Source organism: Pseudomonas moorei, from assembly GCF_042846945.1.
Taxonomy (GTDB): domain Bacteria; phylum Pseudomonadota; class Gammaproteobacteria; order Pseudomonadales; family Pseudomonadaceae; genus Aquipseudomonas; species Aquipseudomonas moorei.
In genome coordinates, this window is record NZ_AP035776.1 from 4011313 (window position 1) to 4036691 (window position 25379).

Genomic DNA, 25379 nt, shown 5'->3' on the forward strand with positions numbered 1-25379 from the left:
AAAAACAACTATTCCACCGAGGTAAGAAAGATGAGTGCGGCTTCCCTGTATCCCGTTCGCCCCGAGGTTCTGGCCAACACGCTGACCGACGAGGCGACCTACAAGGCCATGTACCAGCAGTCGGTCGTCAACCCCGACGGCTTCTGGCGCGAGCAAGCCAAGCGCCTCGACTGGATCAAGCCGTTCACCACGGTGAAGCAGACGTCCTTCGACGATCACCATGTCGACATCAAATGGTTCGCCGACGGCACCCTCAACGTTTCCTACAACTGCCTCGATCGTCATCTGGCCGAGCGCGGCGATCAAGTCGCGATCATCTGGGAAGGCGATGACCCGGCGGAAAGCCGCAACATCACCTACCGCGAACTGCATGAACAAGTGTGCAAATTCGCCAACGCCCTGCGCGGCCAGGACGTGCACCGCGGCGACGTGGTGACGATCTACATGCCGATGATCCCCGAAGCCGTGGTCGCCATGCTGGCCTGCACCCGGATCGGCGCGATTCACTCGGTGGTGTTTGGCGGTTTCTCGCCCGAAGCCCTGGCCGGGCGCATCATCGACTGCAAGTCGAAAGTGGTGATCACCGCCGACGAAGGCATTCGTGCCGGCAAGAAGATCCCGCTCAAGGCCAACGTCGACGACGCGCTGACCAACCCGGAAACCAGCAGCATCCAGAAAGTCATCGTGTGCCAGCGCACCGGCGGCAACATCAAGTGGAACCAGCACCGCGACATCTGGTACGAAGACCTGATGAAAGTGGCGGGCACCGTCTGCGCGCCGAAGGAAATGGGCGCCGAAGAAGCGCTGTTCATCCTCTACACCTCCGGCTCCACCGGCAAGCCCAAGGGTGTGCAGCACACCACCGGCGGCTACCTGTTGTACGCGGCCATGACCCACGAGCGCGTGTTCGACTACCGCCCGGGCGAGGTCTACTGGTGCACCGCCGACGTCGGCTGGGTCACCGGGCACTCCTATATTGTCTACGGCCCGCTGGCCAACGGCGCGACCACGCTGCTGTTCGAAGGCGTGCCGAACTACCCGGACATCACCCGGGTGGCGAAGATCGTCGACAAGCACAAGGTCAACATCCTCTACACCGCCCCGACCGCCATTCGCGCCATGATGGCCTCGGGCACCGCTGCCGTGGAAGGCGCCGACGGCAGCAGCCTGCGCCTGCTCGGTTCGGTCGGCGAGCCGATCAACCCGGAAGCCTGGGACTGGTACTACAAGAACGTCGGCAAGTCCCGCTGCCCGATCGTCGACACCTGGTGGCAGACCGAAACCGGCGGCAACATGATGAGCCCGCTGCCGGGCGCCCACGCCCTCAAGCCGGGTTCGGCGGCACGACCGTTCTTCGGCGTGGTGCCGGCGCTGGTGGACAACCTGGGCAACATCATCGAAGGCGAGGCCGAGGGCAACCTGGTGATCCTCGATTCGTGGCCCGGCCAGGCACGCACGCTGTACGGCGATCACGACCGCTTCGTCGACACCTACTTCAAGACCTTCCGTGGCATGTATTTCACCGGTGACGGCGCCCGTCGCGATGCCGACGGCTACTACTGGATCACCGGTCGCGTGGACGACGTACTCAACGTCTCCGGCCACCGCATGGGCACCGCCGAGATCGAAAGCGCCATGGTCGCCCACCCGAAAGTCGCCGAGGCGGCGGTGGTTGGTGTGCCGCATGACATCAAGGGGCAGGGAATTTACGTCTACGTCACGATCAATCGCGGCGAAGAGGCGGACGACAAACTGCTGGTTGAGCTGAAGAACTGGGTGCGTAAAGAGATCGGTCCGATTGCCTCGCCGGATGTGATTCAGTGGGCACCGGGCCTGCCGAAAACCCGTTCGGGCAAGATCATGCGCCGCATCCTGCGCAAGATTGCGGCGGCCGAATACGAGGGATTGGGGGACATCTCCACCCTGGCCGATCCAAGTGTGGTGCAGCACCTGATCGATACCCACAAAACCATGAACGCTTCATAAGCAAAAAAGCCATGTCGGGTATGAAGCGGCGCCCGGTCAGTGATCGGGCGCCGTTTCCTGGTGCATCGCGCCGTCGGGCGGCGACACACCTGAAATAAACCTACCCGGACCAGTGGCATGTCCTTTAGCCGACACAGGCTGGCTTGTTAGCGTTAGTCGGTAATCCATCAGCGGGTTAGAGTCGCCGATACCTTCCTGGCAAAACCGGATGATCCCGATGACGCGCCCGCGCTTTTTACCCGACAACTTCACCCTGACCCTGGTCGGCGTGGTCCTGCTCGCCAGCTTGCTGCCTGCCAGTGGCCAGGTGGCGGTGGGCTTTGGCTGGTTGACCAATATCGCCATTGCCCTGCTGTTTTTCCTGCATGGCGCCAAATTGTCCCGCGAATCGATCATCGCCGGTGCCGGTCACTGGCGCTTGCATTTGCTGGTGTTCGGCCTGACCTTCGTGCTGTTTCCGCTGCTCGGCCTGGCGCTCAAGCCTGTCCTGTCGCCGTTGATCGGTGACGACCTGTACATGGGCATGCTCTACCTCTGCGCGCTGCCGGCCACGGTGCAGTCGGCGATTGCCTTTACTTCCCTGGCACGCGGCAACATTCCGGCGGCGATTTGCAGCGCGGCGGCGTCCAGCCTGTTCGGGATATTCCTCACGCCGCTGCTGGTGACGCTGCTGTTGAACGTGCACGGCGACGGCGGCTCGACCGTCGATGCGATCGTGAAGATCAGCGTGCAACTGTTGTTGCCGTTCGTTGCCGGGCAGATCGCACGACGCTGGATCGGCGCCTGGGTCGGGCGCAACAAGAGCTGGCTGAAGTTCGTCGATCAGGGCTCGATTCTGCTGGTGGTCTACGGGGCGTTCAGCGAGGCGGTAAACGAAGGCATCTGGCACCAGATTCCGTTGCGGGACCTGGCCGGGTTGGTGGTCGCCTGCTGCGTGGTGCTGGGGCTGGTACTGGCCGCGTCAACCGTGCTGGGCAAAGCCTTTGGCTTCAATCAGGAAGACCGCATCACCATTCTCTTCTGCGGCTCGAAAAAGAGCTTGGCCACCGGGGTGCCAATGGCTCAGGTGCTGTTCGCCGGCAGCACCATTGGTGTGTTGATCCTGCCGCTGATGTTGTTCCATCAGATTCAACTGATGGTGTGTGCGGTCCTGGCGCAGCGCTACGCTAATCGCCAGGAATCGGTGGCTGAACTGATGGGCCAGGTCGATCCTTGAATGACACGGGCCGGGATTTGAATCCCGGCTCAAACATTCGACGTCGATGCACCCGGCGTCCGCGCGGCACCGCTGCGCACTTCCCTGGCGGTGCAGCCGAAGTGCTGGCGGAAGCTTCGGGTGAATTGCGCCTGATCACTGAATCCCCAACGCATGGCCAGTTCACCGATCGACAGGTGGCAATTGGGGTCGTGCAGGCCTCGGTTGACCGCTTCTAGCCGGCGCAGACGAATCCATTCCCCGAGGCTGTAGGGCGTGCTGTTGAAGAGTTTGTGCAAGTAGCGCACGGACAGGCCGCAAGCATCCGCGATCACTTGCGGCGCCAGGTCCGGGTTGCCCAGCTGCTTCTCGACGTATTGCTCGATGCGTTGCAAATGCATGGCCGCCAGGTTCGAACTTTCACTGTTGAGCACTCGCTCATCGTCGCGCAAGGCCATTAACAAGGTTGAAAGTGCCTGCTCCAGCAGCATGTGGCGGGCGGGTTCGTCGCATTCGTCGAAGCGGGCGGCGCACATCGCCAGTTGATCGACGAAGATTCGCCCGAGTGCGCGCTTGGCATCGAAGCAGAAGCGGGTGTAGCGCTCGGCCCCGCGCAGTTGCCCATGCAACGCGCGCTCGGGGAGTTTGAACACCCAGAGGTCGTTGTCGCTGGCGTAATGAAAGCGGTAGGGCGCATCGCCCCGTTCGAAGATAAACCCACCGGGCTGGCAATGCAGGGCGCGGCCGTCCTGTTCGAAATGCACTTCGCTGCGACGCGGTACGGTGACCAGGTAGCAGGCTTCGCGATCTTCACTGACCTGGGCCTTGCTGCGTGAATAACCCAGCTGACTGGAGCGCAAGCGTGACAGGGTCAGCGGGGTGCTGCCGGTTTCCCAGATCTGCAGGCTGCCACTGAAGATGCTGCTGGGGGCGAACTCCAGGGATAAAGGGAAATAAGCGTTGCCGATGGCCTGGGACCAGAGCGGCTGGCGTTGACTGTCGGGCCAGGAACGGGTGGAAAGTTTGTACGCCATGGCGGCCCTCGTATCTTTTTATTATGAGGACGGTGCCGAGGTAACGAATCCTCGGCACCGCTGGTTTGCCATCATTTGCCAATGCTTACGGGCGGTCAATCACCAGGTGTCAGCCGGTAGGTGGCCGAGGGTGCCAGCGTCGCCTGCCAGCCCGGGGGGACGACGATGTTGGTGGTCGTCTCCTCGATCACACAAGGGCCTTGCACGGTTTGCCCCGATTGCAGGCGATCGCCGTTGTACACCGGGGTTTCCTGCCAGCTCGACTGGGCGCTGAACAGCATCGGGCGGTAGCCGCTCGCCTGGGGCGCGACGTTTTCGCCGGGCAGCGGCAACTCCGGCATCGGTGGGCGTTGCAGGCGCGCAATCACCGAGCATTCGAGGTTGACCAGCTCGGCGGGACTTTCAGGCTCACTGTAGGAAAACAGCGCTTTGTGCCGCGTATGAAACGCTTCCCGCAAGGCCACCAGACTCGACGGATCCAGCCGATCGCAGGTCAGCTCGACGCTGCATTCGTGAATCTGGCCGAGGTAGCGGATCTCCAGGTTATACAGGCACTCCACGTTGTCGTCGGCGCCGAAACCATCGTCTCGCAGGTCGGTCATGCCGCGCTCGCGCAGGTCGCGCAGCGTCTGATTGAGTAACGGCAGGTCAACCAGATCGTCGTCCAGGCGCATCGGCAGGGTGGCCAACTGGTCGTATCGGATGTCCGAGAGAATCTGACCGTAAGCGCACAGCCCCGAAGCCACTTTCGGAATCAGCACCACCTGGCTGCCGATTTCCTCGGCCAGACGCATGACGTGCATGCCCGCCGCACCGCCGGCGCCAATCAGGGCGAAGTCCCGCGGGTCGTAACCGCGCTCTACCGAGACCCGGCGAATGCCGCTGACCATGTTCAGATTGACCAGAGTGATGATGCCGATGGCCGCACGTTCGACGCTGATGCCCAAAGGCTCGGCGATTTTGCTGCGGATCGCGTCGATGGCCGCCTTGCGATTGAGGCGGATACTGCCGCCCAACAGCGCGCCGTCGGCCAGGTAGCCCAGGGCGAGGTTGGCGTCGGTCACGGTGGGCTCGGTGCCGCCCTTGCCGTAGCACACCGGTCCGGGGTTGGCACCCGCACTGCGCGGGCCGACCTGGAGCATGCCGAAGTCATCGAGGTAGGCAATCGAGCCACCACCGGCGCCGAGGGTTTCCACTTGGATCATTGGCACACCGATGCGATAACGCAGGAAATCGGTGTCCTTGCTGAAGTTGGTACGCCCGGATTTGCTCAGGGTGATGTCAAATGACGTGCCACCCATGTCCACGGTGATCACGTTATCGATGCCGAATGGCTGCGCGACACACAACCCCGCTTGCGGCGCGGAGGCCGGGCCGGAGTTGATGGCATTCACCGCACGCTCGCGCATCACCACGCCCGGCGCCAGGCCGCCGTTGGACTGGAAGTAGCGCGTCGGTTGTTGCGCGCCAAGCTCTTCGAACAGCGCGTCGATCCGTTCGATGTAGCGGCCCATGACCGGGCTCAGGTAGGCGTTGACCACCGCGGTCGAGGTGCGGGTGTATTCGCGGATCTGCGGGAACACTTCGCTGCCGGTGCAGACGAATACCCCCGGCAATGCCGCGCGCACCATTGCGGCGGCGCGCAATTCATGGTCCGGGTTGCGCACCGACCAGACAAAGGAAATGGCTACCGCTTTCACGTCTTGTTCGCGGAAATACTCGATGGCCTGGCGAATCGCGTCTTCATCGAGCGCGGCGTGTTCGCTGCCATCGCTGAGCATTCGCCCGCCGATGGGCCGGCGCAGGTGGCGCGGCACCAGCATGAACGCCGGCGGGTAGCTGGCGTCGTAGCGATGCCCGTCTTCCTTGTGGCCCAGGCGGATTTCCAGGCTGTCTTCATGGCCGTCGGTGCACAGCAGGCCAACCTTCACTCCGGTCTTTTCGATCAGTGCGTTGAGGGCCACGGTGGTGCCGTTGATGCACAGGTCACAGTCGCCAATGATCTCGGCCGGCGTGCGGCCGATGGCGTCGGCGATCTGCGCCAGGCCGTTGCGGATGGCGATGGTGCCGTCCTGGGGCGTGGAGGGCGCCTTGAACAGCTGCACGTTGCCGCTGCGGTCGGCGAGGATGAAGTCGGTGAAGGTGCCGCCGGCGTCGATGCCCAGACGATATTGTTGCTTGCTCATGATGAGGGATTCCAGATTGCTCAAAGGGGCCGGGCTCGATTAGTTCGCCGCACGGCAGGCGCTGGTCGCGGCGTCATCGACCTGGCCGTTGCTGTCGATCACCACGCCGTATTCCAGCCGGGCGCCGTCGCGGGACACCAGGCCGTTGCGCACATCGTTGACCACGCTGGCCACCGGGCGGCGCAGCGGATTGCCATAGCCACCGCCGCCGGGGTTGACGTTGATCACCCGTTCGCCCGGCTGCGCGGTGAGTTGCGCGTTGTAGATGAAGGACTGTTCCTCACCGTCGGCCTTGCGGTGGATCAGCCGCCCCAATTTCGGTTCGAGCAGGACGTTGTTCGCGCCCGCAGCACCCGACGTCGGCAGTTGCCGGCCCTCGCCAAAGCCCACCACCGTCATCGCATGGTTCAGCGGTTCGATTTCGATGCGCGTGCCCGAGCCACCGCGAAATTCGCCGGCACCGCCGCTGTCGGTCATCAGGCTGTAGCGATGGATGAGGATCGGGTAGGCGTACTCCAGCAACTCGATGTCACCGGACATCAGTGCGCCGAAACAGCACAGCGGACCGCACGCCGGCCAACCGTCCATGGCCTTGTTCGCACCGGCACCGGAGATGATCGAAGCGAGCACCATGGTCACGTACTCGTCGTTGCCATTGCGCGGGTCGTGGCCGGCGATGTTGATCCCGCTGGCGTGGCCCCAGGAGGCGGTCACACGGTCGGGCGCGGCTTGCTCCAGGGCCTGGCGCACCGCATCGGCCAGGGTTTCCATCGGCGTGGTGGTGCTGTTGACATGGGGCGCCGGTTCCCGGGCGTTGCACAGGGTGCCCGGTGGACCCAGGTCAACGGACACGCAGCGGTACAGCCCTTCGTTGTAGGGCGGTGGCACCTGGGCGAACATCATCAGCCCCAGGTAAACCCCGGACACCGAGTTGCCGGCGTACGAGTTGATGAAGTAGGGCACCTGGGGCGGGCTTTCGATGAGGATGTGCGCCTCGTCGCCGCGAATCTCCACCTGCGCGGTGATCGACAATTCACCCAGCCCATGGCCCGAGTCTTCCAGCACTGCGGTGCCGGTATAAAAGCCGTCCGGCACATCACGCAGCAAGGCACGCATGTGCCGGTCCGCCATGTCTTTCAACTCGGCGATGCACGCGCGCACCTGCTCCACGCCGTAGCGATCGAGCAGTTCGAGCAAGTGCCGTTCGCCGACGTTGCAGGCGCCGTATTGGGCATTGAGATCGCCTTCCTGATAGGCACGGGCGCGCATGTTGGTCAGCAGCAGGTTGATTACGTCCTCGCGGCGCTTGCCCCGCGACCACAGTTTCACCGGCGGGATGCGCAAGCCTTCGGCGTAGATTTCCCTGGCGTCGGGGTTGTAGCCGGCGGGCACCGGGCCGCCGATGTCGGTCAGATGACCTTTGCAGACGGCCCAGAACACCAGCTCGCCCTGGTAGAACACCGGTTTGTACATGCAGCAGTCGAGGATGTGGCTACCCATGTAGGCGGGATCGTTGTGGTAGATCACATCGCCTTCCTCGACCTCGTCACCGAAGAATCCGGCGACGCATTTCATCGCCGGAATCAGCGAACCGAGGTGAATCGGGATGTCCTGGCCTTGCAGGATCATTTCCGGAAGGTGGTCGAACAGCGCGTTCGAATAGTCGTGAGCCAGGTTGAAAACGCTCGAACGACCGGTTTTCTCAAGGGTGATGGTCATTTCGCGCTGCGCGGTTTCCAGCGCGCCTCGCACGACGGCCAGGGTGATCGGATCTACTGTACTCATGGGTCACCAGAAATCTTGTTGTTATCCAGGTGAAGGTCAGGACGAATGTCTAACCCACGACATCAAACTACGCGCTCGAACCGGTGGTCGGCTTGGCGCAAAGTGCACTGGAAATTGATTGCCCGTGCACTGTTGGTTGGTTTGTGTTCGCCTGAAGATGGTTATTAGAGAACGTAGGGATCAGCCACAACTGGCGCGCACGAACCAGCTGCGCCGGGCGTTGTTGAGCAATAACCAGTAAGTACTGAAGGCACTGATGAAGGTCACGGGGGCCGACCAGGTAGCCAGTGTCGGAGGGCCATAATTGAGCAGCGCAATGCCCAGGGCGGCGGCAAGAAACCACGCCCCGAGACCGCAGGGATTGAAGGCACTGACCCGATCCACCTGGTATTCGATCCGGTCCTGGAACAGCTGGCTGTAGCGTGGCGAGAAAATGTGCGCCAGGGCGATCGCCACCCAGGCCACCACGAAGATGCTCTGGTACGACAGGGCCTGCAGGATGTAGTCGAAAACGTTCAGGCGCATCAGTGTGTAAACCAGAGCCCCAACGGCAATCGCCCAGGCGATGTAAGGCACTTTCGCCAGACCGATGCCGCCAAAGAACGCCTGCATGTTGGTGGCCGCGAGGTAGAAATTTGCCGAGTTGATGCGCGTCTGGCTGACCCAGACGAAGATCAGGCCCCAGATCCCCATCAGCTCGATGATCGCCATCACCACCGACACCTCGCTCAGGCCACCGGGGGTGGGAATGGTCCCGGCGAGGAAGATCCCGACCAGGCCATTGATCAAAAAGGTAAAGGTGTAGAAGGGCAGGCCGAAGTTGAAGCGGCCATGGTAGGTGGTGTCTTCCTTGCGGCCGAAACGTGCGTAGTCCCAGGTGTACATCATCAGGATCCATACGCCCATGAAGTAGCTGAAGCAGTCCCACCAGCCGTTCACTACCGGACCGCTCGCCGGGCCCATTTGCAACCAGGCCGCGCTGTAGCCGTATTGCCCGATGGTCACCCCCACCAGCGCGACCAGACCGATCAGATAGAAGGGCAGCAGTACGCCGTTGAGCTTGTCCATCCAGTTTTGCACGCTGCCGACAATCAACGGCACGCTGTACAGCACCACCAACAGGTACGCCTGATTGATCGACAGCGAGGGCACATACTGGTGGATCGCAATGGCAATCACCGAGCCTTCGAACACGCTGTAATAGGTCGCGGTGGCGAAGAAGATCAAGGTGGCGAGGACCGCGCCCTTGCGCCCGAACAGCACCCGCGAAAACAACGCGACCGACAGTCCGGTCTTGATCGCATAACGCGATATCACGCCGTTGATGGCCGCGTAGGTGACGACCGACAACAGCAGGCCGACGATCGCGTTTTGAGTGCCGAAGGTCATTGCCAGCGTGGCAGAAACGACAAGCCAGAACATCGCGCTGCAAATGCCCCACCAGGCCATCGTCAGCGAGCGTTTACTCATGCGGTGTGTGTCGGCAACGGCGGTGACCGAAAAGTCGTTGCTGTTGCCCTGTTTCGGGAGGATGGCGGCCATGGTTCTTCTCTTGTTTTTGGATGAAGAACCCGGATGGTAAGAGGCCTGTGGCGCCGGATGATTGCGGTTGGCGGCCCTGTCTTTTGTCATGGAGTGAAGTGGTGGGGACGATGATCCTGCGTCACCGATCCGACAGTTGCCGGGCCAGTGACGAGGATCGATCCAGATGAAGCCGGTTATCGATTGAAGCGCTCGACCAGTGAGTATTGGGTGGACGCGGTCCGGGTCAGTTCCTTGCTCAGGTCCGTCGATTGATGCGCTTGCCCCGAGGTCTGATCGGCCAATTGGGCGATGGTGCTGATGTTGCGACTGATCTCTTCGGCGACGGCCGATTGTTCTTCCGTGGCGGCGGCAATCTGGCTGGCCATGTCGGTGATATGGGCGACCGCTTCGCTGATTCCAACCAGGGCCTGGTCGGCCTCAAGCACCCTGGCCACGCCTTCCTCGGCCTGCCGGTGACCGGACTCCATGATCTGCACGGCATTGTTGGACGAGGTCTGGAGCTTGGTGATCAGGTCATGGATCTGGGTGGTCGATTGCGAGGTTCGCTGTGCCAACTGACGCACCTCATCGGCCACGACCGCGAAGCCCCGGCCCATGTCGCCGGCCCGTGCCGCTTCGATGGCGGCGTTGAGTGCCAGCAGGTTGGTCTGGTCGGCAATGCCTTTGATCACGTCGACCACGGTGCCGATTTCGTTGCTGTCCCTCGCCAGTTGTGCCACGGTCTGGCCGGTTTCGCCGACGACAGCGGAAAGGCGTTCGATGGCTTCGCGGGTGTCCCTGGCGACTTCGCGGCCGCGGCTGGTCAGCAAGTTGGCTTGTTGAGTGGCATCGGCCGTGCGCTGGACGTGGCTGGCGACTTCCTGGGTTGTCGCGGCCATCTGGTTGATCGCGGTCGACACCTGCTCGGTTTCGACACGTTGGCGGTCGAGGCCCCTTGAGCTGTCAGTGGCCAGCAGGTCGGATTGTCCGGCCAGCGCACTGAGTTGCTCGGCTGAATCCTGCAGGCGCGTCAGACAGGTCTTCAGGCGAGCCGTCTGGCTGACGAAAGCGGTTTCCAGGCGCGCCTGGAGCCCACGCTCGCCGCTGTACATCTGGGCGATCAAGGCATCGGAGGTCGACGGCTCAACCATCTGCAACAGACGCTGTGCTCCTTGCTTGTGCCGGTGTGCGGCGAGCAGGCTGATGGGCACGGCCAGACCTGCGGTCAGCGCAATCGCCACGGGTGCACTGAAGAACAGGCCGCCCAGGGTGCTCGCCAGTCCCATGGCCAGGAACGGCAGGTAATCCACTAGCAGCGGTTGCCAGGTGTCCCGGTGTGCGATGGCCGGTTTGCCCTGGCTGATGCGCTTGTACAAGGCTTCGGCGCGACGGATCTGATCCGCTGTGGGCTTGACCCTGACCGACTCGAAACCGGTCACCTCATTGCCCTCGAAAATGGGCGTGACGTACGCGTTAACCCAATAGTGATCGCCATTTCTGGAGCGATTCTTGACGATCCCCATCCAGGGCTGGCCTTGCTTGATAGTGCCCCACATGTGAGCGAAGACGGCGGGGGGCACATCGGGGTGGCGGACGATGTTCTGCGGCGCTCCGATCAGGTCGGCTCGATCAAAGCCACTGATTTCGACGAAGGCGTCATTGCAGTAGGTGATGACCCCGCGAACATTGGTCGTCGAGATCAGTTTTTGCTGAGGCGCGAGGGGGATCTCGCGTTGCGTGACCGGCTGATTATTTCTCATTCCGATGACTCCTTGGTTCCTGTAGACAGGCCATCGGCAGTCAGTCGCAAAAATTGAGTCAATAAACTGCATAAAACTCATATATAACAATGATTTGCATTTGACTTTTAATCTGATTTGTCATGAGTTGCGGCCGAACGTGGCGCGACGCCATTCCAGCCAGTGGAAAGCGTAGACGCAGGGCGGGGGAAAAACAAAAAAGCCCGCTGGGGGGCGGGCTCTCTTTTTGGGGTCAAATCCTTTTGTGAACTCAATTTGCGCTCGCTGATGTGAGCGTTTCGTGAAAAGCATGTCAGCGGATTGGAAAACGCGCGCGCCATGCCAGGGAGGCGACGAGAGGCTTCGTTTGTCCCGCGAACCTTGCCGTTGCCCCTGAACCGGCAGCGGACTGGCTTGCTCCTTCAGGGCAGCAAGCAGGCCGCTGCGCGATCAAATGGCCCGCTGATTCACTCGCTGAGTCAGTTCTTGTGCCGACTCCTTGCGCTCCGAGTAGCGATCGACCAGCTCCGGGCGATTGCGCAGCAGCAGGGTGAACTTCATCAGTTCCTCCATGACATCTACCACCCGGTCATACAGCGCCGACGGTTTCATGCGGTTGTCTGCGTCGAACTCCAGAAAGGCCTTGGGCACGGAGGATTGATTGGGAATGGTGAACATCCGCATCCAGCGCCCCAGCACGCGCAACTGGTTGACCACGTTGAAGGATTGCGAGCCGCCAGAGACCTGCATGACGGCCAGGGTTTTGCCCTGAGTCGGACGAATGGCGCCCATTGCCAGCGGCACCCAGTCAATCTGTGCCTTGAACACCGCCGACATCGCGCCATGGCGCTCCGGCGAGCACCACACCTGGCCTTCCGACCACGTCATCAAGTCGCGCAACTCCTGCACCTTGGGATGATCGGAGGGCGCATCGTCGGGCAGCGGCAGGCCGCTGGGATTGAAGATGATGGTCTCTGCGCCCATGAGTGTCAGGATGCGTGCCGCCTCTTGCGTCAGCAAGCGGCTGAAGGAGCGTTCGCGGGTCGATCCATACAACAGCAGGATGCGTGGCCTGTGCCCGGGTTGCTCATGTTGCGCGAGCTGCTCGGCGCTGGGTGTGTCGAACAGCGACAGGTCCAGACTGGGAAAGTCGTCCGGGGTTTGCGTGGGGTATTCGTTCATTGCATTTCTCCGATGCGGTCCAGCGCCGGCTTGAGTTCGGTTGGGGCGAGGGTGTCGAAATCGAGGGCGAAGAAGGCGGCAAAGCGACGGCGGATTTGCGCAACCGTCGCGTCAAATGCGGCCTGGATTTGTTCGTCGCTGCCTTCTACTTCAGAGGGGTCGGCCAGGCCCCAATGACTCTTGACCGATGGCCCGAAGTACACCGGGCAGGGCTCGCCGGCGGCCTTGTCGCAGACCGTGATCACGATGTCGGGCGGACTGTCGGTGAAGCTGGAAGAGTCTTTGCTGTAGAGCGCCGAGGTGTCCACGCCCAGAGCTTGCAAGGTGCTCACCGCGCGTGGGTTAAGGCGCCCGCTCGGGAAGCTGCCGGCGCTCACGGCCGTCATCCCGTCCGGAGCCAGGTGATTGAACAGGCCTTCGCTGAGCACGCTGCGGCAGCTATTGGCGGTACACATGAACAGGACTTTCATTATTTCTCCCAGGCGTGGACGCTCAGTCGCGGGGCCTTTGCGGTTAGGGTCAGCAGCAGGCCTGGCGAACCGGCCGGCCTTCCATGGAAGCGAGTCGCTCGGTGTCGCGCCCGGCCCAGGCCGGATTGGCCTTGAGAGTCACTTGGAGAACGTCCTGAACCCACTGCGGCAATTGCGGGTGCAGGCGGTAGTAAACCCACTGGCCCTGGCGGCGATCCTCAAGCAGGCCGCAGGCGCGCAACTGCGCGAGATGGCGGGACACCTTGGGCTGACTGTCATCCAGGGCCCAGATGAGTTCACACACGCACAGCTCACCCTCGGCGCACAGCATCAGCATGATCCGGGCGCGGGTCTCATCGCCCAGGCACTTGAAGACAGCAGGGGGGGACAGGCTCATGGAATGTCATGCCTATGTGTAAATATGAATATTCGAATATACGTATATATCGAGCCTGAGTACAGACGCACGTACGGACAAGATCCAGCGCGTGACTTCGATGATGGCCGAAAAGGCGTATTGCCGAACCGCGCGGGTGCGCGCCAAGACTGGCGTTCCCGGCCCTTGCATTCGGACAGGCCGGGATCGACAGGGATCGGTTTTTCAGTCAGGCAGTTCTTCGGGCGAAATCACCCACACGCTGCAAGGCATTTTGTACAGAAGCTCTTCCACCGTGCTGCCGATCAACCGGCCGAGGCCATGGTGACCCACTCGGCCCATGACGATCACGTCAATGTCATAGGCATCGGCGAAGCTGGCAAGCACCTTCGCCGGGTTCCCCATGATCATGTGTTGATTCTCTGGCGGGATGCCGTTGCGTTCGCTCAGCTCGCGGAAGGCTTCGCCTTGCGCGTCGTACAGAGTCTTGGCCTTGCGTGAGGAGAAGAACCCCGAGCCATCGGCAAAACCCAGTTCATCCGCGCTGATGGTGGACAGGTCGTGGGCATAGATCACATCGAGCTGGGCATTGCAGGTGCTCGCCAGTTTTGCTGCCTCACGCAGAATCCGGTCGTTGAAATCCTTGTATTGGCCATCGCGGTGGAAAGGGTCGACCGCCGCGACAATCTTGCGTGGCAATGCATGAAGCATATGACTGACAAAATGCAAAGGCACCGGGCACTCGCGCAGCAGGTGGACATCAAGGGGCGTGAACAGCAGGCGTGACAGCCGCGATTCGTGATGCAGGGCCTTTATCAAGGCCGCCATGGGTTGCTCCTTGAGGTGAACAAGGATTTCCTGCAAGGGTTTTTCAACCCAGACCACTTCGGTGGTGACGTGCACCCCGATCTTGCGCAGGGGGCGGGCCTGGTCTTCAAGCCATTGGCGATGGCGCTCGACATAGCCGATGCGCATTTGCTCCCGCGCCTGCTCGTTGACCATGCCGGCGGTCGCCAGGCCCTCCAGGTAATCGAAGGCCACGATGTGCAGTGCCGCGTCCGAAGCCTTGGCCAATGCTGCCGCCCGGTCGAAAGCAGGACTGTTTTCCATCAGGGGTGAAACGACCAGCATGAAACGTGATTGTTCAGACATGACAAATCTCCCAAGCGGACGAGCAGAACCCTGTGCCCTCACCGGCGGTGGTGCGCTTGTACGGTGAAGCCTTGTGCTTATCCTGCTCGTGGCCCCGAGGCTCGGGTTGATCTTTGTCAAACGGTTGCGCGGCGCGAAAAGGCTGTCCGACGCCCGGTCGGTCCGCCACGGTTTCCATAGAGCAAAAGTTGACCCTGATCAATCTTTAACCCCTCCCGGCGGCGCAGTCTTGGGAGCAAGCCAAATGCAGCGGGACGGCGTCATGAAGGTGGTAATGGCACCTTGATGGCACGCCGGACGCGCTCAAGATTGACGGAGGAGACCATGATCATTGAAGTGTCCGAAAAGCCGGTAAACCGCGGCTGGGCTGTGCAACTGGACGCCCTGGAAGTGAATTTCAACAGCCTGGAAGAGGCGCAGGCGTTCGTCGCCCAACTGAAGGCCCGCATCGATGCGCCGCATGTCTGGCCCAGCACCACCGGGCACAAAACATTCACTGCATCGACCCAGGGTAGCCGGGCTGTCTGTGCGGTTGAGTGAATCCCGAACATTGAATCGCCCCGTGATGGACCGTTGGCCGGTCCATCACGGGGCGATTTTTTTACAGGTGAAGACGATGAATGACCTGACGGCTGTCATCAGGATCATTTTGCGTCTCGAAACCCAGTGCCTTGGCCAGGTCGCGCATCGGCGTATTGCTGGCACTGTCCACCGAATACATCTGGTGATATCCGTTCCTGCGCGCGGCCTTGATCAGATGTTCCATCAGTAAGGTCCCCAGGCCCAGGTGCGTCCATTCATCGGCGACGGTCACCGCGCATTCGCATTCATGTTCGCCCGTGGCGCAATAGCGGCTGACGCCGATCTCGATCAATTTACCGTTGTCGTGGACCATGGCGATGTACGCCACGCGATGCTTGTTATCGGTGTCCATCAATTGATCAAGCATGGCGGCCCCGGGCTCGTTGACCTGCGCAAGAAAGCGCATGTGTCGGGATTCGGGCGACAAGCGTTTGATAAATTCGTATTCACGGTCGCGGTCCTTTTCCGCCAGCGGCCGGATCAGCACGTGACGCCCGTCCTTGAGGGCTTCAATCCAGTATTTTCCAGTGACTGCGGCGTAGGCGGCCGCCGCCCGATCATTGTGGTCTTTGACCGTAAGCATGGTGGGATCCTCCAGCGGGTTGGCGAGATTGGCGCGCCGTGGCGAACCAAGCGGTTGATTCCTTTGTACGCCGCTGATGGTGCGTGGAACTGATCTGGATCAGAGACTTGTGTCGGCAGGCCTTCTTTGATCGGTGTCTGATGTAGATCAAGCACAGGCAGGCGACAACGAGCAGTCTAGGACTGTGCCGGCGTATTGCGACCGGTGTCGAGCCGAGGTGTGTGATGGGTCAATATCAACGTTTGCTGCTGATCGCCGACCAAACCCTGCATTCGTCTCCCGCCTTGTTGCGTGCCGTGGCGTTGGCCAAGGCGAGCGGCGCCGCGCTGGATGTCCGGGCCTTTGTCGAACCGGCGCCGGTGGTCCATTTGTGGGAAGAGAAAGTCGACGATGCCAGCTATCAACGCTATTTGCGCCGGGTGCGCCGCTGGATAGCCGACGAAGTCGAGCGGCTCAGTGGCCAGGGCCTGGAGGCGACGGTTGAAGTGGTCTTCACCACCCATCCGTTGCCAGACATCTTGAGGGCCGTCGAGGAGCTCAAGCCGGACATGTTAATCAAGGATGTCAGCCTGGAACCGGTACTCAAGCGAGTGTTCATCACACCGCTCGATTGTCACCTGCTGCGCGATTGCCCGGTCCCTGTGCACCTGGTCAATCAGATCCGTTACGGGTTGCCGCACCGGGTGCTGGCAGCAGTGGACCCATTCGATCCTTCCACGCAAATCAATGGCCTGAACGACACGATCATTCAAACCGCCCATGCACTGGCCCTGGCGTGCGACGCGCCACTGCACCTGCTTTACGCCTATGACCTGACGCCGGCCTTCAATGGCGATGCGCCGCTGGTCAGTGGTGGCTGGGGCGTGGATTTCGTCGAGGAGTTGCGCGAATCCCTGCACCTGGCCTTTGTCACTCTGGCGGATCGCTACGGTATCCCGCCCGAACGGCGGCATTTCGTGATGGGCCTGCCGGTGCCGGTGATCAGCGAGTTTGTCGAGGAGTACCTGGTCGATGTGGTCGTCATGGGGACGGTGCATCGAGTGGGAATCGACCGGCTGATCGGCAGCAACACCGAGCGCGCCTTGTATTCGGTGCCGGGCAGCATTCTGGCGGTCAGGCAGTCAGTCAAGGCGTGAGCACGATGGCGCCATTGAATTGACCGGCCCTGAGGAATACCAGTGCCTGATTGGCATCGTCCAGGGCAAAACAGGTGACATCACTGTGCACCGGCGTGTGCTGCAATTCCTTGAAGAACGCCAGGCCGTCCTCGCGGGTCAGGTTGGCCACCGAGCGAATGCTGCGTTCGCCCCACAACAACCGATAGGGGAACGCCGGAATGTCGCTCATGTGAATGCCGGCGCAGATCACGCAGCCACCCTTGGTGGTGACGGACAGTGCTATGGGCACCAGCGCACCGACGGGAGCGAAAATCAGGCTGGCATCGAGCAAATGCGGGGGAGGCTGGTCTGAAGGACCGGCCCACTCGGCGCCCAGCGATCGCGCATAGGCCTGGCCACTGCTGTCGTCCGGGCGGGTGAAGGCATACACCTGCTGCCCGCGCCCGCGCGCCACTTGAATGGCCAGGTGGGCGGCGGCGCCGAAGCCATAAAGGCCCAGGTGCCGGGCGCCCCTGGCCATTTGCAAGGCCCTAAAGCCGATCAGCCCGGCACACAGGAGCGGGGCGGCCTGGGTGTCGGAGAGCGCCTTCGGGATGGGGAAGCAGAAGCGCTGGTCGGCCACCGTGTATTCGGCGTAGCCGCCGTCCAGATGACAACCGGTGAAGCGGGCCTGGTCGCAAAGGTTCTCCTGGCCCGCGCGGCAGAAGTCGCATTCACCGCATGTCCAGCCCAGCCAGGGCACGCCCACTCGCTGGCCGATCCACTCGGGTGCGACGTCCGCGCCCAGCGCCACCACTTCACCGACGATTTCATGGCCTGGGACCCGAGGCAAAACCGCTTGCGGCAATTCGCCATCGACCAGGTGCAGATCAGTGCGGCACACGCCGCACGCCAGCACTTTGATTAACAGCTGGCATGCAGCGGGGGTCGGAATCGGGCGCTCTTCCCGTTGCAGCGGCTGGCCGGGCGTATGCAGAACCATGGCGCGCATGATGACTTTCCCGGTGTGCGGTGCTATTGCAGCGGGCGATGACAGCCCACGACCAGTTGTTTGAGTCCATCCAGGTTTTGAATCCTGACCTCGCGCCCGTTGATTTCCGCCAGGCCCTGATCACGCAGATGGGCGATGCCTCGGCAGATGGTTTCCAGCCGCAACCCCAGGTAGGAGCCGATTTCCTCGCGGCGCATTTTCAGGACGAAGTTCCTGGGCGAGAAACCTCGCATACTCAAGCGTTGCGACAGGTTCAGCAGAAAGGCCGCCAGGCGCTCATCCGAGTTCATGTTGCCCAGTACCATCAGCATGTCGTGATCACGCACGATTTCCCGGCTGAGGATTTTGTTCAGGTTGTGCTGCAGCGACGGCAGTTCCCCGGCCAGTTTCTCGAGATGCGCGAAATGGATGGGGCAGACTTCGCTGTCCTCCAGCGCGATCGCGTTGCAGGCATGCAAGTCGGTGCTGATCGCGTCCAGACCGAGCATTTCGCCGGGCATCTGGAACCCGGTGACCTGTTCCCGGCCATCGACCGAGAGCACGCTGGTCTTGAAGGAACCGATGCGCACCGCGTACAGCGAACGCAAGGGATCACCGGCACGGTAGAGGGCTGCGCCTTTTTTGACCTTGAAACGTTGCGCAATCAGCGTATCGAGACGTTCGACTTCCGAGCCCGTCAAACCAATGGGCAGGCACAACTCGACAACGCTGCAACTGGAGCAGGCCGTTTTCAGTTGATGAGCTTGATAGGGGGGGGCTTCAGGCATTTCATCCGGTCCTCTGTCTGAACATTCAGGATAGTGCCTGCAAGTTAACGAGTCGGTGACAGGTGCAAGTGACTGCGGGTTAGTCGACGAATGGACTGTTTTGTACAAGTTTTCCTGTCAATTTTACGATGTTGAGATGCAGCTGCTTTAACGCTGCCGACCCGAGTGCTATTTGCTCTTCCAGTATTTCTGCATTTCAAGGAACAGAAATGACGCGGTCCAGGAAATCAACACCAGACCGGTGAGTGCCTGCAATCCGGTCAAATACTTCAAGTTGCCCACGGGTGAAATATCGCCAAAGCCAATGGTGGTGTACGTGGTGAAGGAAAAATAAACGCAGTCCATGAATGAACCGTCGAAGTTGCCGATCAGGCTTCCCCATTCACCGGCGCGAGCCATCAGGTAATAGACCAGCGCGAAGCACCAGACTTCAACGGCGTGGGCCATCAGGGCGCCGAATACGCCGACGACAATCCTGAACCGGCTCCAGAGCTTGAGGCGAGGCAGCCAGTCGTTCAGGCGCAACAGGCATTCGTAGTGGATCACTACGGCAAGGACGACCACCAGTGTATTGATCAGCGTGACGGCCAGCATGGCGAACCTCTCGCAGCAGGGGTAATCCTCGATTGTTTCTACGCCAGCGCAATACGGCGGCCTTGAGCTATATCAACAACGCCTCTGTGAGCCAGGACCATTGTGCTCAATAACCAGAGGGCACTTGGTTGACCTATATCAGAATCCTCACAAGCCAGCGCCGGATACTTGAACCATCGTCCGATGCTGTTCCTGCGTTAGAGGCGAGCTGCGCAACGGACTGCCGATGAGATGAATGTCCGCAGCGCCGGGACGGCGGGGAAGGGGACTCCAAGTCACGGGCGGTTGAATGAAGCCCAATGGATCAAGGGCTTGTGACCAGGCAGATAACGCGCTTCCAGGACGAGGTATGTCATGCTGAAACTCAAACGTATCCTGTTGATAGCACCCAACGAAATGAGCCGCACCCCGGCGTTTGATCGGGCGAACGCCTTGGCCAGTGCAACCGGTGCGCTGTTGCACATCGTCGCGTTCAATTATGTTCAGACGCTGGCGGTGGCGGGCTTGTTTGATCATGACGCGATGTACCAGGCCCGGGAGGGCTATCTGCAGGTGCATCGGCAGTGGCTGGAACAGCAAGCCCGGCTACAGCGCTGCACGGGCTCGCAAGTCACTACGGAAGTGGTGTGGGCCCCGGCCAGCCTGGCGCATGTGCTTGAGTACGTGAATGACTTCCGTCCGGATCTGGTGATCAAGGACGTTCATCATGTGCCTGCACTTAACCGCGTGTTTCATCGTCCACTGGACTCGCTATTGCTGCGTGACTGCCCCGCGAATCTGCACCTTGTGACCGACGGCAACCATCCAAAGCCGCTGAAAATTCTCGCGACTGTCGACCTGTCCCATCTCGAAGACCTGACCCAAGGCTTGAATGACCGGATCCTCGACTTCGCCTCGACCCTGGCCGCTTCCTGTGGCGCCGCCCTGCATTTGCTCAACGTGAGCCACTGGTCAGTGCTGGGCGATGCCGTGAGAAGCGTGCCGACAATGAGTCTGGAAGACAGTTTGCGAGACGCGCTCAACGATGCTCAGGAAGAAGCTTTTGATGTGCTTGCCGAACGTTATGGCATTGGCGAAAGGCGCCGCCACCTGCTGACGGGCATTCCTCATCAGGTGATTACGCGGTTCGCCCGACAAAACGCCTTCGACATGGTCGTGCTGGGCACGCTCTACGAAGGCGGGATCGACCGTTTCATCGGCAGCACCGCCGAGGGTGTGTTGAACTGCGCACCCTGCAGCCTGACTATCGTCAAGCCTTGGCGATGGCTTGACTGAAGCGCTACCCATCACAGCTGCTGGAACAAACATCAACGGTTGTCGATCCTGAAAAATTGATAACCGCATTAAAAGGCCACGCCAATTTTTATGCCGTACTCATCCCGGGTCTGTTTGTCGAGATCGGTCACCGCAAATCGACCGTCCAGGTCGTAATTGAAGCGGTTGTAGTAAAGGGATGCCATGAGCGGAATCGTGCCTTGTTGATTAAACAGGAGGCTCAGCTCGACATAAGGATTGGTGTTGTCTTTCAAGTCCAGCGTCTCGCTGCTGACGCCATGGAGTTTGAGTTGCGAATCACCGTTTATCAGCCGTCGAACCCCTGCCTCAAGACGCAGGGTTGCGGTGCTGAACTGATGGTTGTAACCCGCCGCGGCTTTAGCGAAGGAAGTGCGACTGGTGAGATCGATGTCGTACTTTTTGGAGTCCGGATTGAACCGGTTCCACTTGTATCCTGCGCCCAGCAAGACGTCTAAAAAGTTGTGCGCATCCAGTGCCGTGCGCCAGCCAAGATCCAGGTCCACCTGACCATCCTTCACTTTCTGATTCTGCTTTTCAGAGTACTGGCCAGTGATTTCTGCCAGATAAACAAAGCCGGTCTGAGCGGTCATCTTGTTGCCATAGTTGAGAAACAATCCTCCTTCGGGCATGTGTTCGGTGCTCGAGCTTTTCTGCCCGTCGAATTCGAGAACGCTGTAGCTTCCCAGTAAGCCAAAGGAAAATATCGGATCTGTAGGCGGGGCGGCACTCGAGATGTTGGGGGTGGTTGCGGCAATAAGAGAAGTGACAACAGCAGTAAGAATGGTCCTTTTCATAAGAACTCCATCAGTACGCTTCAGGTCTGGGTGACCGACACTTACAACGATAGCCGCTTTTTTTTTTCGCGATCAGTTATTGGAAAGGAAACCATTAAAAGTGACAGTCAACGAAGAGCGGGGCTGCGCTGCCCAATAACGGTTCGTTGTCTGGCGCGTTATGACCGGCGCGACTTGAGGGAGTGTGGTCAGTGCCTGCACTCGGCCAACACCACTTGGCAGGTGTTCGGCGTGCCGCCGGAGTGGCTGGCATAGCGAATGCAATTGTCCATGGATTTCTGGCGAGCCATGTTCAAGGTGTCGCCCCAGGCCAGGCCGCCCTCGCCGGCCGTGGGCAGGGCTTTGGCGTAGCAGTTTGAACCCGTGCTTGAAGTGGCATGGCGAGAGGTGCCTGCTTTGCCCGCACACCCGGTCAACGCAAGGTTGATGGCCAGCAGGGAGAGCAGGGCACATGACGCACATCGGCGTACGGTTATTCCAGTCATGGGGGTTCACCTGCAAATTGGCCAGAGGCGTGTGTGACCGCGCTCCCCTCAGTTTAGAGGGTGTTGCAGCGACTGGTTGAATTCATGGACCAGTGTCACCGACAGCCACCTTGGCGGGGTTGGGCGAGACATCCTTGTCTCTGCTGATACGTTGTTCATTGCCGCGCGCGGCCGTTCGTCAGGTCGCCAGGGGCAGGGCGTAACACTCTCGTCAGTCCAGATCCTGCGCCTGATGCCGCTCGGGCACCTGGCTTGCTTCATCCCCCCACGTCCGATTCACTCGCTGGCCACGAATGACCGCTGGCCGCTTGGCGATTTCCTCGGCCCAGCGCTGCACATGGGTGTATTGCTGCGCGTTCAGAAATTCGGCGGCGGAGTACACGTTGTTGCGCACCAACTGGCCGTACCAGGGCCAGACCGCGATGTCGGCGATGGTGTAGTGCTCGCCGGCCAGGTAGGGGCTTTCGCCCAGGCGGCGGTCGAGCACATCCAACTGACGCTTGGTTTCCATCGTAAAGCGGTTGATCGGGTATTCGAGCTTCTCCGGCGCATAGGCATAGAAATGGCCGAAGCCGCCGCCGAGGTAAGGTGCCGCGCCCATTTGCCAGAACAGCCAGTTCAGGGTTTCGGTGCGCCCGGCGGGATCGGTGGGCAGGAAGGCGGCGAATTTTTCCGCCAGGTACAGCAGGATCGAACCGGATTCAAAGACACGGATCGGCGGCTCCACGCTGCGGTCCAGCAACGCCGGGATCTTCGAATTCGGGTTGATCTCGACAAAACCGCTGGAAAACTGATCACCCTCGTTGATGCGGATCAGCCAGGCATCGTACTCGGCGCCGGTATGCCCGAGCGCCAGCAGCTCCTCCAGCAGGATGGTCACCTTCACGCCATTGGGCGTCGCCAGCGAGTAAAGCTGCAACGGATGCTTGCCTGTCGGCAGCGTCTTGTCATGGGTGGGCCCGGCCGTCGGGCGGTTGATGCTGGCGAACTGGCCGCCAGACGGGGCGGTGTGCTTCCAGACTTTGGGAGGAACATAGGACGCTTTACTCACGAATTGCACTCCATGGAGGGTTGCCTGTGATCACTGGATTTCCGACCGTAAGCCTCCCGACAGGACGGCTGTGCCGGTCGGTCGTAACCGCTTCAGCCGGCAGCATACGGTACTCCCGGTCCTTGATGCGATGCCGGTGCCGTCTGGCCGAAACCCGCCACTGCAAGTTAAAGACAACAGACAGAAGCACAAGACTTCCCGCTGAAAAGCCGGATAATGGCGGCCAAATTGTTTAGCTCGTTATTCTGGTAATCGCACATGGAAATCAAGGTCAATTTTCTCGACAACCTTCGACTTGAAGCCAAGTTCGATGACTTCACGGTGGTGGCCGATCAGCCCATTCGCTACAAGGGCGACGGTTCGGCACCGGGTCCGTTCGATTACTTTCTGGCTTCGTCGGCGTTGTGTGCGGCTTACTTTGTGAAGTTGTACTGCGAAACCCGCAACATTCCCACCGACAACATTCGTCTCTCGCAGAACAACATTGTCGATCCGGAAAACCGCTACAACCAGATTTTCAAGATTCAGGTCGAGTTGCCGGCGGACATTTCCGCCAAGGACCGCCTGGGCATTCTGCGTTCCATCGACCGGTGCACGGTGAAGAAAGTGGTGCAAACCGGGCCGGAGTTTGTGATCGAGGAAGTGGAAAACCTCGATGCCGATGCCCAGGCATTGCTGATGCCCGGTTCAGCCGAGCAGGCCGGCACCTATATTGCCGGCAAGGACCTGCCGCTGGAGCAGACCATCGCCAACATGTCGGGCATCCTGGCCGAGTTGGGCATGAAGATCGAAATCGCTTCGTGGCGCAACATCGTTCCCAACGTGTGGTCGCTGCATATCCGTGATGCGCACTCGCCGATGTGCTTTACCAATGGCAAGGGCGCGACCAAGGAAAGCGCGCTGGCGTCGGCGTTGGGCGAATTCATCGAACGCCTCAATTGCAATTTTTTCTACAACGATCAGTTCTGGGGAGAAGACATCGCCAACGCGGCGTTTGTGCACTACCCGGATGAGCGCTGGTTCAAGCCCGGCCCGAAAGATGCGCTGCCGCCGGAAATCCTCGACGAATACTGCCTGGAGATTTACAACCCGGATGGCGAGTTGCTTGGCTCGCATCTATATGACACCAACTCCGGCAACACGCAGCGTGGCATCTGCTCGCTGCCCTTTGTGCGCCAGTCGGATGGCGAGGTGGTGTATTTCCCGTCCAACCTGATCGAAAACCTGTTCCTCAGTAACGGCATGAGTGCGGGTAACACGCTGGCCGAAGCTCAGGTGCAATGCTTGTCGGAAATCTTCGAGCGCGCGGTAAAACGCGAAATTCTCGAAGGTGAGCTCGCACTGCCTGATGTGCCGCATGAGGTGCTGGCGAAATACCCTGGCATCCTGGCCGGGATTCAGGGCCTGGAAGCCCAGGGCTTCCCGGTGCTGGTGAAAGATGCGTCGCTGGGCGGGGAGTTCCCGGTGATGTGCGTGACCCTGATGAACCCGCGTACCGGCGGCGTGTTTGCCTCGTTCGGTGCCCACCCAAGCCTGGAGGTGGCGCTGGAGCGCAGTCTGACGGAATTGCTCCAGGGCCGCAGTTTCGAAGGCCTGAACGATCTGCCCCAGCCGACCTTTGAAGGTCATGCGGTGACCGAGCCGAACAACTTTGTCGAACACTTCATCGATTCCAGCGGTGTGGTGTCGTGGCGCTTCTTCAGTGCCAAGGCGGATTTCGAGTTTGTCGAGTGGGACTTCTCCGGCCAGGGTGAAAACTCCAATGCCGAGGAAGCCGCGACCTTGTTCGGCATTCTCGAAGACATGGGCAAGGAAGTGTACATGGCGGTGTATGAGCACATCGGTGCTACCGCCTGCCGCATCCTGGTACCGGATTATTCGGAAATCTACCCGGTCGACGATCTGATCTGGGACAACACCAACAAAGCGCTGTTGTTCCGCGCCGACATCCTGAACCTGCATAACCTGAGCAAAGTCGGCCTGCGAACGCTGGCCAAGCGCCTGGAAGACAGTGAGCTGGATGACTACACCGACATCACCACGTTGATCGGCGTCGAGTTTGACGACAATACCGCCTGGGGTCAGTTGACGATCCTGGAACTGAAGCTGCTGATTTATCTCGCCTTGAAGAAATTCGACCAGGCCAAGGATCTGGTGGAGGCCTTCCTGCAGTACAACGACAACACCGTCGAGCGCGGGCTGTTTTATCAGGCCCTCAATGTGGTGCTGGAGGTGGAACTGGACGACGACCTGGAGCTGGGCGATTACGAGGTCAACTTCCGCCGGATGTTTGGCAACGAACGGATGGACGCGGCAATCGGCTCGGTGGACGGCAGCGTGCGCTTCTACGGCTTGAAGCCTACGAGCATGAAGCTCGAAGGGCTCGACCGCCACTTGAAGCTGATCGACAGCTACAAAAAGCTGCACATGGCGCGGGCCAATGTGACGGCTTTGTCCATGTGATAGCGCCCTGTGGGAGCTGGCTCGTC

22 protein-coding genes are annotated in these 25379 nt (G+C 60.6%); 6 read left to right on the top strand and 16 right to left on the bottom strand.

Annotation, left to right across the window (positions count from 1 at the left end; all coding sequences use genetic code 11):
* Positions 1 to 30 precede the first annotated feature (30 nt).
* Together acs and ACGJAX_RS18975 are read left to right on the top strand one after the other, a co-directional pair.
* Entirely contained in the window at positions 31 to 1986 is a 1956-nt protein-coding gene (gene acs, locus ACGJAX_RS18970) for an acetate--CoA ligase (protein WP_390955710.1), read from the top strand.
* Positions 1987 to 2203: 217 nt separating this feature from the next.
* Positions 2204 to 3202 (top strand): bile acid:sodium symporter family protein, encoded by a 999-nt coding sequence (locus tag ACGJAX_RS18975; RefSeq protein WP_090327373.1) that lies wholly within the window; start codon positions 2204 to 2206, stop codon positions 3200 to 3202.
* Positions 3203 to 3231: 29 nt separating this feature from the next.
* Here the strand turns inward: ACGJAX_RS18975 and ACGJAX_RS18980 are convergent, their stop codons facing one another.
* The 9 genes from ACGJAX_RS18980 to ACGJAX_RS19020 form a co-directional block, all read right to left on the bottom strand.
* Positions 3232 to 4215, bottom strand: coding sequence for a helix-turn-helix domain-containing protein (locus ACGJAX_RS18980; protein ID WP_390955711.1), 984 nt, complete (start codon positions 4213 to 4215; stop codon positions 3232 to 3234).
* Between the two features lie 95 nt (positions 4216 to 4310).
* Positions 4311 to 6401 carry a hydantoinase/oxoprolinase family protein gene (locus ACGJAX_RS18985; RefSeq protein ID WP_390955712.1) on the bottom strand — a complete coding sequence of 697 codons (2091 nt, stop codon included), beginning with the start codon at positions 6399 to 6401 and terminating at the stop codon, positions 4311 to 4313.
* A gap of 39 nt (positions 6402 to 6440) precedes the next feature.
* Entirely contained in the window at positions 6441 to 8120 is a 1680-nt protein-coding gene (locus ACGJAX_RS18990; RefSeq protein WP_245706744.1) for a hydantoinase B/oxoprolinase family protein, read from the bottom strand.
* Positions 8121 to 8366: 246 nt separating this feature from the next.
* Entirely contained in the window at positions 8367 to 9728 is a 1362-nt protein-coding gene (locus tag ACGJAX_RS18995) for a purine-cytosine permease family protein (protein WP_390955713.1), read from the bottom strand.
* 176 nt (positions 9729 to 9904) lie between these two features.
* Positions 9905 to 11470, bottom strand: coding sequence for a PAS domain-containing methyl-accepting chemotaxis protein (locus ACGJAX_RS19000; protein WP_247257007.1), 1566 nt, complete (start codon positions 11468 to 11470; stop codon positions 9905 to 9907).
* A gap of 429 nt (positions 11471 to 11899) precedes the next feature.
* The gene (arsH, locus tag ACGJAX_RS19005; RefSeq protein ID WP_390955714.1) at positions 11900 to 12631 is read right to left on the bottom strand and encodes an arsenical resistance protein ArsH; all 732 of its coding nucleotides are present in this window, start codon (positions 12629 to 12631) and stop codon (positions 11900 to 11902) included.
* Positions 12628 to 13101 carry an arsenate reductase ArsC gene (locus ACGJAX_RS19010; protein ID WP_390955715.1) on the bottom strand — a complete coding sequence of 158 codons (474 nt, stop codon included), beginning with the start codon at positions 13099 to 13101 and terminating at the stop codon, positions 12628 to 12630. The genes arsH and ACGJAX_RS19010 overlap by 4 nt, the downstream gene beginning before the upstream one ends.
* A gap of 49 nt (positions 13102 to 13150) precedes the next feature.
* A complete protein-coding gene (locus ACGJAX_RS19015; protein ID WP_090322997.1) occupies positions 13151 to 13498 on the bottom strand; it encodes a metalloregulator ArsR/SmtB family transcription factor in 348 nt (115 codons plus the stop codon).
* Between the two features lie 204 nt (positions 13499 to 13702).
* A complete protein-coding gene (locus tag ACGJAX_RS19020; RefSeq protein WP_390955716.1) occupies positions 13703 to 14629 on the bottom strand; it encodes a universal stress protein in 927 nt (308 codons plus the stop codon).
* Positions 14630 to 14953: 324 nt separating this feature from the next.
* On the opposite strand from ACGJAX_RS19020, the gene ACGJAX_RS19025 reads away from it, so the two are divergent.
* Positions 14954 to 15169: a hypothetical protein gene (locus ACGJAX_RS19025; protein WP_247257004.1), complete on the top strand. Its 216-nt coding sequence runs from the start codon at positions 14954 to 14956 to the stop codon at positions 15167 to 15169.
* Between the two features lie 61 nt (positions 15170 to 15230).
* On the opposite strand, the gene ACGJAX_RS19030 is transcribed toward ACGJAX_RS19025, so the two are convergent.
* Positions 15231 to 15794: a GNAT family N-acetyltransferase gene (locus tag ACGJAX_RS19030; RefSeq protein WP_247257003.1), complete on the bottom strand. Its 564-nt coding sequence runs from the start codon at positions 15792 to 15794 to the stop codon at positions 15231 to 15233.
* A 224-nt stretch (positions 15795 to 16018) separates the two neighbouring features.
* Between ACGJAX_RS19030 and ACGJAX_RS19035 the strand changes: the two genes are divergently transcribed.
* On the top strand, positions 16019 to 16930 hold the full coding sequence (locus ACGJAX_RS19035; RefSeq protein WP_390955717.1) for a universal stress protein: 912 nt from the start codon (positions 16019 to 16021) through the stop codon (positions 16928 to 16930).
* On the opposite strand, the gene ACGJAX_RS19040 is transcribed toward ACGJAX_RS19035, so the two are convergent.
* The 3 genes from ACGJAX_RS19040 to ACGJAX_RS19050 form a co-directional block, all read right to left on the bottom strand.
* Complete coding sequence (locus ACGJAX_RS19040; protein WP_390955718.1) at positions 16920 to 17903, bottom strand: zinc-binding alcohol dehydrogenase family protein; 984 nt, start codon at positions 17901 to 17903, stop codon at positions 16920 to 16922. The two genes, ACGJAX_RS19035 and ACGJAX_RS19040, sit on opposite strands and share 11 nt — an antisense overlap.
* A 23-nt stretch (positions 17904 to 17926) precedes the next feature.
* A complete protein-coding gene (fnr, locus tag ACGJAX_RS19045; RefSeq protein WP_248915943.1) occupies positions 17927 to 18670 on the bottom strand; it encodes a fumarate/nitrate reduction transcriptional regulator Fnr in 744 nt (247 codons plus the stop codon).
* Positions 18671 to 18838: 168 nt separating this feature from the next.
* On the bottom strand, positions 18839 to 19264 hold the full coding sequence (locus ACGJAX_RS19050; protein ID WP_090322986.1) for a potassium channel family protein: 426 nt from the start codon (positions 19262 to 19264) through the stop codon (positions 18839 to 18841).
* A 354-nt stretch (positions 19265 to 19618) separates the two neighbouring features.
* On the opposite strand from ACGJAX_RS19050, the gene ACGJAX_RS19055 reads away from it, so the two are divergent.
* On the top strand, positions 19619 to 20539 hold the full coding sequence (locus ACGJAX_RS19055) for a universal stress protein (RefSeq protein ID WP_390955719.1): 921 nt from the start codon (positions 19619 to 19621) through the stop codon (positions 20537 to 20539).
* A 68-nt stretch (positions 20540 to 20607) separates the two neighbouring features.
* Here the strand turns inward: ACGJAX_RS19055 and ACGJAX_RS19060 are convergent, their stop codons facing one another.
* From ACGJAX_RS19060 to yghU, 3 genes are all read right to left on the bottom strand, one after another.
* On the bottom strand, positions 20608 to 21354 hold the full coding sequence (locus ACGJAX_RS19060) for a hypothetical protein (RefSeq protein ID WP_247256998.1): 747 nt from the start codon (positions 21352 to 21354) through the stop codon (positions 20608 to 20610).
* 188 nt (positions 21355 to 21542) lie between these two features.
* Complete coding sequence (locus ACGJAX_RS19065) at positions 21543 to 21839, bottom strand: hypothetical protein (protein WP_390955720.1); 297 nt, start codon at positions 21837 to 21839, stop codon at positions 21543 to 21545.
* A gap of 211 nt (positions 21840 to 22050) precedes the next feature.
* The gene (gene yghU / locus ACGJAX_RS19070) at positions 22051 to 22890 is read right to left on the bottom strand and encodes a glutathione-dependent disulfide-bond oxidoreductase (protein ID WP_247256996.1); all 840 of its coding nucleotides are present in this window, start codon (positions 22888 to 22890) and stop codon (positions 22051 to 22053) included.
* A 258-nt stretch (positions 22891 to 23148) separates the two neighbouring features.
* Here yghU and ACGJAX_RS19075 point away from each other — a divergent pair, with 258 nt between their 5' ends.
* Positions 23149 to 25353, top strand: coding sequence for an OsmC domain/YcaO domain-containing protein (locus ACGJAX_RS19075; protein ID WP_390955721.1), 2205 nt, complete (start codon positions 23149 to 23151; stop codon positions 25351 to 25353).
* The last annotated feature ends 26 nt before the right edge of the window (positions 25354 to 25379 follow it).